The following is an 11,967-nucleotide window of genomic DNA, read 5'->3' on the forward strand; positions in this document are numbered from 1 at the left end:
CATGAGACGTCTCGATATTTTGCTCATTGGGCAAAGCCAGGCTCTGACCGACCTGGCGCTGGAACTCGAACAACACGGTCATTCACTGGCGCGACTGGCGAATCTGGTGGAGCTGCCGCCAAGCACGTTTGATTTGCTGATCGACGATGCGAGCCTGCCGTTTCAAGACTTCGGCGATGCACCGCGCCTGACGCTGCAGCTGGGTGTCGGCGTGCCGGGCGCCTCAGGCCTGCCAGCATTGGACTTGCTGTGCACGTACAACTCGATGCAGCTAAGTCGCGTGCCCGTCGCCGAAGAACTGTCCGGCAACGGCCAGGCATTGCGCCTGCGCGCGGTGGCCGATCTGGTCGATCACTTGGCGCTGCTGGTCAGCCGCTTCTCTCGGGATGGCGATTATTTTCTTCTCGTCGAACCTCCAATTCCCGCTCACTTCGAGCAGGTGGAAAGTCTGCTGCTTTTAGAACGCCTGGCCTTCGTCCATCGACTCAACACCACGGCTGAACCATGGCTGCTTCAACTCGGCCAGATCCCGATGATCGAGCGGCTTGAACGGCGCTTCATCCAGTCTGCCGAGCGGCCGGCGCTGAACATCGCCGGCATGTCGCTGAGCTATCGGCAATTGCACGCCCACAGCCGCGCCATCCAACAGCGTTTGCAACCGTTGCTCGATCAGCATCAGGGACCATTGGTGATCGGGATCTGCCTGCCAAAATGCAGCGCGTTGTATGCGGGGATTCTGGCGATTCTGGGCTGCGGCGCGGTGTACCTGCCGCTGGAGCCAAGTCATCCGCTGCAACGTCAGCAGTACATCCTGGAAAACGCCGGCGCGGTGTTGTTGCTGCATGACGGAGAACACCCGCTCAGCGAGACGATGCCTGGGCTGGACATCAGCCGCATCGACATCGGCGATGTAAATCTCGATCAACCCTTGATGCGCCAACGACCCGATCTCGACGCACCGTGCATGGCGCTCTATACCTCGGGCACCACGGGACACCCCAAAGGGGTGTTGCTCAGCCAGGCCAACCTCGCGCACTTCACCGCGTGGTACGCCGACTACGTGCAGCTGACCGAACAGAGCCGGGCGTTGCAGTTTTCATCGTTGAGTTTCGACTCATCGCTGATCGATATTTTCCCCACGTTGATCCAGGGCGCCGAGCTGATCGTGCCCGATGAGGACCAACGTCGCGACCCGCTGCAACTGGTCGAGCTGATCCGTCACCAGCGGCTGAGCCACGCGTTTTTACCGCCCGCCCTATTAAGCATCCTGCCGCTGGATCAGTTGCAGGTCCTCGATCATGTGATGACCGGTGGCGATGTCTGCGAACCCTACGTGATTGAGCAACTGACCCGCCAAGGCAACCTCTACAACCTCTACGGCCCGACCGAAGCCACGGTGCTGATCACCGCGCGGCAACTGCGCCCCGGCGACAGCAACCGGACCCTCGGTGCACCGATTGCCAACAGTCAGGTGCTGATCCTCGATGAGGATTTCCAACCGGTGACCGAGCAAACCGTCGGTGAGTTGTACATCGTCGGCCCGGGGGTGTGTTTGGGTTACCTGAACAACCCACAGCAGACGGTCGAACGCTATCTGAACCTGAGCCTGCCGAACGGCCAGAGCCTGCGCGCGTATCGCACCGGCGACATGGCCAAGTGGACCCGCGATGGCATCGAACTGTGCGGGCGGCGAGACAATCAGGTGAAGATTCGCGGCTTTCGGGTCGAGCCGGAAGAGATCGAACGCTGCCTGCGCGACAGTCAGCTGTACCGTCAGGTGGCGGTGGTCATCGACCGTCATCGACGGATTCTGGCCTTTCTCGCACAGCCTCAGGAAGAGCAACCCGGCGCTGCTCGCGAAGCCTTGAAAGCCCACGCGATGCAGTTTCTGCCGGACTACATGCAGCCCACCGCATGGACCGAACTGGCGAGCATGCCGTTCGCCAGCAGCGGCAAGGTCGACCGCAAAGCGCTGCTGGAACTGCCCGTCAACGTGACCGAAAACAGCCCACGGCGTTTGCCCGCCAGCGCCGATGAAGCGCTATTGCTAGATATCTGGACCGAGCTGCTGGAGCTGCCCGCCAGCGACATTTCCACCGACGAAAGCTTCTTCAATCTCGGCGGGCACTCGATCCTGCTATCGCGCATGTTGCTGCGTTTGCGTGAGGAGTTCGGTCGCAGTATCTCGATCAACCGCTTCATCGAACTGCCGACGATTGCGAAGCTGGCGACCTTGGTTCGTGGCTCCGGGACTGAAGAAGTGCTGAGCGAAAAAGCCTTGGCCGATGCCTTCCGCGAACTGAACATCGAGCCGTTGCCGGTCAGCCGAATGGGCGATGTGCACAAGGTGATCGTCACCGGCGCCAACAGCTTTGTCGGTGTTCATATCGTCGAAGCGCTGCTGGCCTGGGGCGCCAGCGAAGTAGCGTGCCTGGTGCGCGATGGCGGCGGGCAATCGGCGGCGCAACGCTTTGCTGACGCATTGCGGGAAAACCGTCTGGAGCATCTGGACTTGAGCCGGGTGCGGGTTTACGCGGCAGACATCACCCGCCCGCAACTGGGGCTCAGCGAAGAGATTTACCAGCGGCTGGATCGCGAGTTCGGTGCGCTGGTGCACAACGCCGCCAACGTCAATCACGTCCTCGATTACGAGTCGTTGGCGCGGGATAACGTCGAGCCAATTTTCGAGTGCCTGCGTCTGTGTGAAGGGCGCAGCAAGAAGATCTTCAACTTCGTCTCGACGCTCTCGGCGTCCAGCACGATTTCCGACGATGGCCGGGTACTGGAACTGCCCGCCGCGCAGACACCGCCGATCTATATCAAGAACGGCTACAACCTGTCGAAATGGGTCGGCGAGCGGATCCTCGAACGGGCGCGGGAGCGTGGGGTGCGGGTCAATCTTTATCGCCCCGGCAACATCAGTTTCAACAGCCTCACTGGCGTCTGCCAGCCCCACAAAAATCGCTTGATGCTGATGCTCAAGGGCTCGATCCAGCTCGGTCAGGTGCCGGAGTTCGCACTGAATTTCGACCTGATGCCGGTGGACTTTCTCGCCCGTTTCATCGCCTTCCACGCCAGCCGTTACCAGGCCGAAAAAGCCGTGTTCAACCTGCACAACCCCGAGCCCCTGAGCTGGGATTGCTACGTGGCGTCATTTCGCGAGGCCGGTCGGGAGTTCGCCATGGTCAGCGTCGCCGACTGGCAACAGCAACTGGGCCGGGTCGACAGCGACAACGCGCTGTTTGGCGTACTGGGTTTCTACCTCAACGGCTTCGAGGAAGACATCGGCGACATCTCGATGATCGGCCACGACAACGCCCAGGCCGGCGTCCGCCAGATGGGCGCGCACTACCCGGAAAAATCCCCGGCGCTGCTGCGGCGCGGCTGCGACTACCTCAAAGAAATCAACTTCATCTGATTCACCCTAACCCTGCACGGAGCAAAACCATGAAAACTCTGCAACCCGATACCCTGATCAAAAATCCTCACGGCTGCCACGTCATTTCTTCGGTGGACGTACCGGCCGATGCGGCGAAAGTCTGGGCGGTGGTCGGTAACTTTGCCGGCTTCGATCAGTTCATTCCAGCGCTGTCGCACATCGAGATGACGGGCGAAGGCGTGTCGTCGCTGCGCAAGAAATTCTTCAAGGACGGCAACCTGGTGGTCGAGCAACTCAACTCCCGGGACGACCAGACGCTGAACATGACCTGGACGACGATTTACAACACCTTGGGCGTGGCCAATTTGTGGGCGGCGATGAGTGTTGAATCCTTGGACGCAGACAAGTCGCGGGCGACCTGGACCATCATCGCCGAACCGGCCCAAGGTGGCGCCGAAGCTCTGCCGGGGTTCAAGGATTTCGTTCAGGGGTTTGCCGATGATGCGATGGGGAATGTGTTGAAGTTGTTTGTGTAAGGCTTCGGTTCGGCGGTGACTGATCTGACGCTTTCGCGGGCAAGCCTCGCTCCTACAAGGGCACTTGTGGGAGCGGGCTTGCCCGCGAAGAACGATAACGCGGTCCAACTGACCTCAATCAGATCTTGAAACTATCAACCAACTGCTTCAACCGATTGGCCTGCTGGGACAACGCATCGCAATCTTTCAATGTTTCATTGAGGTTGGCCACGCTCTGTTGATTCAGCAGGTTGATCTGGTTGACGTCGATGTTGAGGGTATCCACCACGGCAGTCTGCTCTTCGGTCGCCGCGGCCACCGACTGGTTCATGCCGTCGATTTCGCCGATGCGCTGGGTCACGCTGACCAGACGCAGGCCGGCCTGGTTCGCCACTTCGACACTTTGTTCGCTGGAGACCTGACTGGCGTTCATGGTGGTCACCGCTTCGCGAGAACCGATCTGCAGCGAGCTGATCATCTTGTGGATCTCTTCCGCCGATTCCTGGGTGCGATGAGCAAGGTTACGCACCTCGTCCGCCACCACCGCAAAACCACGACCGGCCTCACCGGCACGAGCCGCTTCGATGGCCGCGTTGAGCGCCAGCAAATTGGTCTGCTGGGAGATGCCTTTGATCACATCGAGAATGTGGCCGATGTTGTCGGTGCTCGCGTTCAGGGTTTCGATCTGCGTGCAGGACAGGCTGATTTTCTGCGACAGCTCAGTCATGGCCAGGATGGTTTTTTCCACCACCTGACGACCGTCATCGGCCTGCTCGCTCGCGCCGCTGGCGTGTTGCGAAGCATCGGCGGCATTGCGGGCGATTTCCTGGGTAGCGGCGCCCAATTGGTTGATCGCCGCGGCCACGCTGTTGGTGCGAGCGCTTTGTTCGTCAGAGCCGATGATCGAAGCGTTGGACGATGCCATTACCCGTTGCGACAGGTCATGAACCTGACGGGTCGCCGAAGACACTTCGCAAATCGACGCGTGAATCCGCTCCACGAACTGGTTGAAGGAGCCGCCCAACTCGCCGAACTCGTCTTTGCTTTCTACGACCAGACGACGGGTCAGGTCGCCCTCGCCCTGAGCGATGTCCTGCATCGCACGGCCCATCGTGGTCAGCGGACGCATCAGCACGTTAATCAGCAGACTCAGCAGCACTGCAATGGCGGTCACGGCGATGAACATCGCGATCAGCGCCGAAGTGCGGAACTGGCTCAGTGGTGCATAGGCCTTGGCTTTGTCGATCGACAGGCCGATGTACCACTCTGCATTCGGCAAACCACTCACCGGCGTGAACGAGAGGATGCGGTCCTGCTTGTTCAGTTCTACTTCCTGAATGCCTTTCCCGATACGGACACTGGAGCCCGGATAAATGTCTTTCAGGTTCTTCATCACCTGATCCTTGTCCGGGCTGACGATCACCTGACCGTCGGCGCTGACGAGGAACGCGTGACCGATGCCACCGAAGTCCACCGAGTTGATGATCTTCACCAGGGTTTCCAGACTCAGGTCGCCACCGACGACGCCCAGCAGTTCACCTTGCTTTTTCACCGACATGGCGATGGTCACCACCAACCCGCCGACCGCTGCCATGTAGGGCGGAGTCAGCATGGTCTTGTCGGCGACCACGGCTTGTTTGTACCAGGGGCGCTGACGCGGATCGTAGCCGTCCGGCATCTTCGCGTCAGGGCGCTGGGTGAACACACCATTGGCCTGCCCGACGTAGGTGAACTGGAAGTTCGAGGTGAGGGCGGGTTGATCGACCAGCCCCGGCAAATCGGCATTGGCGCCTTGATGAGCGACGTTCTGCGCGAGGTTTTCCAGGACCAGCACGCGGCCGCTCATCCAGTTCTGCACGCTGCTGGCGGTCAGCTCGCCGGATTGCTCAACGGAAGATTCGAGGTTTTGTCGGATGGTGTTTCGCTGCAGATAGTCGTTGTACAAAGTGAACAACGCAAAAGCCAGCACCACGACGCCTGAAGCGGCCAGCAGAATTTTATGGCTGAACTTGAGATTCATTTCATGGGACTTCTTATGCAAAAAGTGGGGATGCGTTCCGGGTTTGCAACATTCCATGTAACAGCGCAGACGGCATTCTGGAGCCGCTCTACTTTGGTGCACGCATGTCTCACCAATCTGTCGGCACGAGTGGGAGAAATCTTAGGGATTTCGTCAGATACCCGCTGAACGGCGTGCTAGAGCGTCCGAACAACAGTGTTTGCTGATGGTTGCTCGAACGGCAGTTGCAAATTTTTTGACCCTTGATGACAATGCGACTAATTATCATTTATGACGTCGAGCTGTCGCGTTCATGTCTTCACCTGAGTTTGCAGTACAGGCGCTTTACAGCAGCCATCACGGTTGGCTCAACACATGGCTGCGCGCGCGATTGGGCAATGCGGCCGATGCGGCGGATCTGGCTCAGGACACGTTCGTCCGTCTGCTACAAAGAACCGAACGCCTGGAACTCAAGGCTCCATGCGCCTTTCTGCGAACCATCGCCCGCGGCCTGGTGATCGACCATTGGCGCCGTGAGGAAATCGAGCGCGCGTACCTGGAAACCATCGCCCATTTGCCCGAGGCCGAAACCCCGAGCGCCGAGGCCCGGGCATTGGTGCTTGAATTGCTGGAAAGCATCGCCCGCATGCTTGAAGGCCTGAAGCCGAAAGTACGTCAGGCATTCCTGCTGGCCCAGTGCGAAGGACTTACCCACAAGCAGATCGCCGAACACATGGGATTGTCCCTACGCTCAGTGGAACGTTATGTGGCCGACGCGCTGTATCACTGCTACGTGCTGCGGTATGAAGCGTAATGCCTGTGGATAACTCAGTGCTGAACCGCCGCGGCGAGCCTCATCAGCAGGTGGTCAAACAAGCCATCCACTGGCTGCTGAGCCTGCGTAACAACGCGACCAATTCCAGATTGCGCCAGCAATGCGACGTCTGGCGCGCGGAACACCGTGAGCATGAATTGGCCTGGCAACGGGTGCAGTCCCTGCAAGCCGAGTTGAGCAGTAATCTGCGCGCGGTGCCCGGCGCCCAAGTCGCTTTCAACACTTTGGAAAACAGCGCACAGCGGCTCGGGCGACGCCAGGCGTTGAAGCTGCTGTCGGGCGCATTGCTGATGGGTTCGGCGGCGTGGCTGGGCAAGGATACGATCGGCTGGCAACAGTGGACCGCCGACTTCGCCACAGTCACGGGTGAGCGACGCAGTTTCCAGTTACCGGACGGCACGCGCCTGGAACTCAACACTGCCAGCGCGGTGGATCTGGACTACAGCGCGCAACAGCGCCTGATCAAACTGACTCGCGGCGAGATCATCGTGACGTGCGACGGGGCAAGTGAAGGGGTTTCGTTTGATCGACCGTTGCGGGTGCAAAGCCGTCACGGCGTATTCGAAGGGATGGCTGCACGCTTCATCGTTCGCCAGGACACTGACTGCACACGGCTCAGCGTCACCAGCGGCGTGGTCGCGATCCATTCGCCACGGGCCGCCGATGGTCTGCCGATTCAGGTGCAGGCCGGGCAGAGTTACCTGATCGATCGAAGTCGCGCACAGTTGGCACCGCCTCAAGACATGGACGCCGGCGCCTGGGTCGACGGCCTGATCGTAACCCGAAACATGCGCCTCGGGGATTTTATTAATGAAGTCGGACGTTACCGTCCCGGCTATCTGACCTGCACGGCGGACATTACCCACTTGCGGCTGTCCGGGGTTTTCCGTCTCGAAGACACCGACAAACTGCTGGCCATCCTGCCGCACACCCTGCCGGTGCAACTGCGCTATCGCACTCGCTGGTGGGTGACGCTGGAGCGACAGGCCTGAATTATTTTTGGCGGGTTTTCCGAACAAGTCCGGCTTAGTCAGTAAGCACTTCAACTCTGCCTTCAGCGACTTCCTACGGAAACCTACAATGACTGTGCGCCCCATCAGTAAGAACCCTCTCCCTTTCACCGCGGAATCAGGCGTATTGCGCCACGCCATCCGCGCGGCACTGTTCTCGACCGCATTGGGTGTCGGCCTGCTGCCGACACTTGGCGTTGCAGCCCAAGGCAGCGAAGCCACTAGCCACCGCTACAACATTGCCGCCGGCTCCTTGAGCGATGTGCTCAACCAATTCGCGCGTCAGGCGGGCATCACGCTGTCGACGACTCCAGCTCAAACCCAGGGCCTCCAGTCGCCGGGATTACAGGGCGACTATTCGGCGGATCAGGCGTTGAGCCATTTACTCAACGGCACAGGGCTTGTGGCCGTCAGTCAGGATGGCAGCAGCTATGTGCTGCGGCCCGGCGCTGAAACCGAAGCCCTGGCGTTACCCACCACCGACATCAAAGGCTTCGCCTTGGGCAATGCGCTGGGCAGCACGGATGGCTACAACGCGACGCACAGCCAGATCGCCACCAAGACCAGTACCGCGCTGCTGGAAACCTCGCAAAGCGTGTCCGTGGTGACCCGCGAGCAAATGGACGACCAAGGCTCGCAAACCGTGTCCCAGGCGATGCGCTACACCCCGGGCGTGCTGACCAACCCTTACGGCGCGACCCACCGTTATGACTATGTGGCGATGCGCGGTTTCAACGACGGCTCGGTGGATAACATTTATCTCGACGGTCTCAAATCCATGGGCGACAGCGGCACCTACAGCACCATGCAGGTGGACCCGTATTTCCTCGAACGGGTCGATATCCTCAAAGGGCCGTCGTCGGTGCTTTACGGTCGCAGTTCGCCGGGCGGGCTGGTGGCGTTGACTAGCAAGAAACCGTTGTATGAGCCCTATCATCAGGTTCAGGCCACGGTGGGCACCCAAGGCCAGCGCGGCATGGGTTTCGACTTCAGCGGGCCGGTGGATGATGACAAGCGTATCGCCTATCGCCTGACAGGGTTGGCGGATCAGTCCGACACACAGTTCGACCACAATAAGGAAAAGCGCTTCGCCCTGGCGCCGACGGTGAGCATCGATTTCACCGAAGATACCTCGCTGACGCTGCAAGCCTATCTGCAACACGATCCTGATGGCGGCTATCACGGCGGCGTCCCGGCCGACGGCACGATCCATCAGCGCAACGGCAATCGGATCTCTCCAAACTTCTTCGAAGGTGAGCCGGGCGTTGATAGTTTCCAGCGTGATCAACAGTCCTTCGGTTATCAGTTCGAACACCGCTTCAACGACGTCTTCACCGCGCGGCAGAACTTCCGCTATCTCGATTCCAAGGTGAAGATCGATCAGGTTTACGCCTATGGCTGGACCACCCCCACCAGTAGCGAGCTGAACCGCTATTACACCGGCGGCGACGAAAAACTCCACGCCTTTATCGTCGATAACATGTTGCAAGCCGAGTTCTTCACCGGCGCAACCAAACATACCGTGCTGATGGGCGCGGACTACCAGCGACGCAAAACAGTGGTCGACTGGACGAGTGGCGGTCTTGCGCCGATCGATACGTTCAATCCGGTGTACGGCAACTCGGCCATCGACTTCTACAGCCCAATCAGCTATCTGCGTCGCCTGGAACAGACCGGCGTCTACCTGCAAGACCTGATCGAGATGGATAAATGGCGCTTCTCTTTGGGCCTGCGTCAGGACTGGGTTGAAACCTCTGATGAAAATCGGCTGGCTGAAGCGGGACGCCCTGTGGGCACGGAAATCAGTGACGAACGCACCAAGCTGACGGGCCGGGCTGGGGCGTTGTACCTGTTCGATAACGGCATTGCGCCGTACATCAGTTACTCCGAATCGTTCAACCCGAATTCCTACGCGGACAGCGCCGGCAATCCTCTGGCACCGACCGATGGCACCCAGTGGGAAGTGGGCCTGAAATACCAGCCGCCGGGCACCGACAACTTGTTCACGGCATCGCTGTTCCGCATCGATCAGGAAAACCTGGCAACCAAACTGCCGCAGGAAAACTTCTATCGCGCTGTAGGCGCCGTCCGCTCCCAAGGTCTGGAACTGGAAGCGCACATGCAGCTGACCGATAACCTGAAAGTCCTCGGCAGCTACACCTTCACCGACATCGAGTATTCAAAGTCGATGATCAGTACGTTGAGCACCGACACCGACGTGATCGAAAACAAGGGCAACTCGCCGACTCAGGCACCACGCCATATGGCCTCGGTATGGGCGGACTACAAGTTCGACAGCGCAGCGCTTGACGGCCTGCGTCTGGGCGGCGGCGTGCGTTATGTCGGCTACAGCTGGGCCGATGCGGAAAACACCCTGAAGGTGCCGTCCTACACGCTGTTCGATGCGTCTGTCGGCTATGACTTGGGCAAGGTGGGTTTGAAGGGCGTGGACGTACGTCTGAATGCCAACAACCTGACCAACGAGTCCTACGTGGCCTCCTGTGCCAGCCTGAACTTCTGCTACCTGGGTGAAGAGCGCAACGTCGCCGCTACCGTGAGCTACCAGTTCTAAATCATTCGTTATGACGACAAAGCCAGCACCTGAGTCCAGGGGCTGGCTTTGTCGTCTCTGCAGGAAAATTCCATGCGTGCATTTCTGGTTCTACTTCATCGTTACATCGGTTTGGCGACCGCGCTGTTTTTGCTGATGGCGGGGCTTACGGGCAGCATTCTGGCGTTCAATCATGAGCTGGATGAGTGGCTTAATCCGGAGTTTTATACAGCGTCTTCCGAAGGTCAGCGTTTGCCGCCCGGCACCTTGGTCGACAAGCTGCAAGCTAAGCATCCGAAGCTACAAGTCTGGTACATGGAGTACCCATCAGAACCGGGTCATACGTCATTGCTGGCGGCTGTACCGCGCAATGATCCTGCGACCGGAAAAACTTTTGCCGAGCCCAATCAGGTGTTCTATCTGGATCCGGTCAATGGCGAGCAAATGGGCCAGCGGTTCTGGGGGGAATGCTGTTTTCAGCGGGAGAACTTCATTCCGTTCATTCTTGAGTTTCACTACAACCTGGTCCTGCCGGATAACTGGGGGTTGTTGTTAATGGGACTGGTCGCGATCGCCTGGGTTGTCGATTGTTTCATTGCGCTTTGGCTGACCCTTCCACGAGGGAAACCGTTCTGGAGGAAGTGGTCTATGGCCTGGAAGATCAAAGGCGGGCATGCCTACCGACTGAACTTCGATCTGCATCGGGCGGGTGGTTTGTGGCTGTGGCTATTGCTGTTGCCGATCGCTGTCAGCAGTGTCGCCATGAACCTGCCGAGTCAGGTCTTCAAGCCTGCGGTATCACTGTTTTCGCCGGTTGAGCCGAGCGTTTATGAGGCCCGTGGACGAATGCCTGCCGAGGAGCTGGGGGTTACACGGCTGAGTTATCAACAGGCTTATGAACGTGCGTTGCAGGAAGGGCAAAGGCTGGGGCTGACAGCTGCGATCGGGGAGTTGTATTACAGCTTTGAGTACAACTTTTATGGGGCAGGGTTTGGGCAACATGATACCGAGGCCCATGGAAAGTCCTGGCTGTTCTTCCATGGCACGGACGGGCGTTTACTGGGGCAGGAAATTGCAGGGCAAGGCACCTTGGGAGAGCGTTTTTATCGGCTGCAATTGCCGATACACGGAGGGCGAATAATTGGGCTCACCGGGCAAGTGATGATCGCGGTGTTGGGTGTTTTGATTGCAGTATTGTCAGTGACGGGAATCTATATCTGGTGGCGCAAGTTGCTGGCTCGAAGGAGTAGCAAGGTACGTAAGAGCGGGATGTACCCCATACCGGATTGAAGTTCCTATAGCCCAGAAAGACAAAACCCCTGTCTGCATAAGCAGACAGGGGTTTCGGAATTCAATCTTGACGATGACCTACTCTCACATGGGGAAACCCCACACTACCATCGGCGATGCATCGTTTCACTGCTGAGTTCGGGATGGGATCAGGTGGTTCCAATGCTCTATGGTCGTCAAGAAATTCTGTGACCAGCCCGTTACAGCGGTAACGTGCCAGCAAAATCGGTGACTTCTACTAAAACAAAACCCCTACCTGCTTACGCAGATAGGGGTTTCGGAATTTAATCTTGACGATGACCTACTCTCACATGGGGAAACCCCACACTACCATCGGCGATGCATCGTTTCACTGCTGAGTTCGGGATGGGATCAGGTGGTTCCAATG

General features: G+C 58.8%; 7 protein-coding genes, 2 rRNA genes and 1 pseudogene. 6 read left to right on the plus strand and 4 right to left on the minus strand.

Features of this window, described 5'->3' with window-relative positions:
• Position 1 precedes the first annotated feature (1 nt).
• Complete coding sequence (locus CKW20_RS20495; protein ID WP_095054535.1) at positions 2 to 3,418, plus strand: non-ribosomal peptide synthetase; 3,417 nt, start codon at positions 2 to 4, stop codon at positions 3,416 to 3,418.
• 29 nt (positions 3,419 to 3,447) lie between these two features.
• Positions 3,448 to 3,915, plus strand: coding sequence for an SRPBCC family protein (locus CKW20_RS20500; protein WP_095054536.1), 468 nt, complete (start codon positions 3,448 to 3,450; stop codon positions 3,913 to 3,915).
• A 118-nt stretch (positions 3,916 to 4,033) separates the two neighbouring features.
• On the opposite strand, the gene CKW20_RS30220 is transcribed toward CKW20_RS20500, so the two are convergent.
• Positions 4,034 to 4,819: a methyl-accepting chemotaxis protein gene (locus tag CKW20_RS30220; protein WP_371857442.1), complete on the minus strand. Its 786-nt coding sequence runs from the start codon at positions 4,817 to 4,819 to the stop codon at positions 4,034 to 4,036.
• A gap of 117 nt (positions 4,820 to 4,936) precedes the next feature.
• Positions 4,937 to 5,971 (minus strand): annotated as a pseudogene (locus CKW20_RS30225) (cache domain-containing protein); the annotation flags it as partial.
• A 235-nt stretch (positions 5,972 to 6,206) separates the two neighbouring features.
• Between CKW20_RS30225 and CKW20_RS20510 the strand changes: the two are divergent.
• The 4 genes from CKW20_RS20510 to CKW20_RS20525 all read left to right on the plus strand — a co-directional run bounded on the left by CKW20_RS20510 (position 6,207) and on the right by CKW20_RS20525 (position 11,579).
• The gene (locus CKW20_RS20510) at positions 6,207 to 6,707 is read left to right on the plus strand and encodes a sigma-70 family RNA polymerase sigma factor (RefSeq protein ID WP_095054538.1); all 501 of its coding nucleotides are present in this window, start codon (positions 6,207 to 6,209) and stop codon (positions 6,705 to 6,707) included.
• The gene (locus tag CKW20_RS20515; RefSeq protein ID WP_095054539.1) at positions 6,707 to 7,720 is read left to right on the plus strand and encodes a FecR domain-containing protein; all 1,014 of its coding nucleotides are present in this window, start codon (positions 6,707 to 6,709) and stop codon (positions 7,718 to 7,720) included. The genes CKW20_RS20510 and CKW20_RS20515 overlap by 1 nt, the downstream gene beginning before the upstream one ends.
• A gap of 88 nt (positions 7,721 to 7,808) precedes the next feature.
• Complete coding sequence (locus CKW20_RS20520) at positions 7,809 to 10,310, plus strand: TonB-dependent siderophore receptor (RefSeq protein WP_095054540.1); 2,502 nt, start codon at positions 7,809 to 7,811, stop codon at positions 10,308 to 10,310.
• A 72-nt stretch (positions 10,311 to 10,382) separates the two neighbouring features.
• Complete coding sequence (locus CKW20_RS20525) at positions 10,383 to 11,579, plus strand: PepSY domain-containing protein (protein ID WP_095054541.1); 1,197 nt, start codon at positions 10,383 to 10,385, stop codon at positions 11,577 to 11,579.
• Between the two features lie 65 nt (positions 11,580 to 11,644).
• On the opposite strand, the gene rrf (CKW20_RS20530) is transcribed toward CKW20_RS20525, so the two are convergent.
• Both rrf (CKW20_RS20530) and rrf (CKW20_RS20535) read right to left on the minus strand, forming a co-directional pair.
• Positions 11,645 to 11,760: ribosomal RNA gene (gene rrf / locus CKW20_RS20530) — 5S ribosomal RNA — on the minus strand.
• Positions 11,761 to 11,867: 107 nt separating this feature from the next.
• Positions 11,868 to 11,967, minus strand: a 5S ribosomal RNA gene (gene rrf, locus CKW20_RS20535); the annotation flags it as partial.

Source organism: Pseudomonas sp. Irchel s3b2 (assembly GCF_900187445.1).
Taxonomy (GTDB): domain Bacteria; phylum Pseudomonadota; class Gammaproteobacteria; order Pseudomonadales; family Pseudomonadaceae; genus Aquipseudomonas.

What these genes read in the sequence shown, in the direction of transcription:
- CKW20_RS30220 (WP_371857442.1), bottom strand. Translation starts at nt 4,819, where the DNA reads ATGGCATCGTCCAACGCTTCGATCATCGGCTCTGACGAACAAAGCGCT.
- CKW20_RS20510 (WP_095054538.1), top strand. Translation starts at nt 6,207, where the DNA reads ATGTCTTCACCTGAGTTTGCAGTACAGGCGCTTTACAGCAGCCATCAC.
- CKW20_RS20515 (WP_095054539.1), top strand. Translation starts at nt 6,707, where the DNA reads ATGCCTGTGGATAACTCAGTGCTGAACCGCCGCGGCGAGCCTCATCAG.
- CKW20_RS20495 (WP_095054535.1), top strand. Translation starts at nt 2, where the DNA reads ATGAGACGTCTCGATATTTTGCTCATTGGGCAAAGCCAGGCTCTGACC.
- CKW20_RS20520 (WP_095054540.1), top strand. Translation starts at nt 7,809, where the DNA reads ATGACTGTGCGCCCCATCAGTAAGAACCCTCTCCCTTTCACCGCGGAA.
- CKW20_RS20525 (WP_095054541.1), top strand. Translation starts at nt 10,383, where the DNA reads ATGCGTGCATTTCTGGTTCTACTTCATCGTTACATCGGTTTGGCGACC.
- CKW20_RS20500 (WP_095054536.1), top strand. Translation starts at nt 3,448, where the DNA reads ATGAAAACTCTGCAACCCGATACCCTGATCAAAAATCCTCACGGCTGC.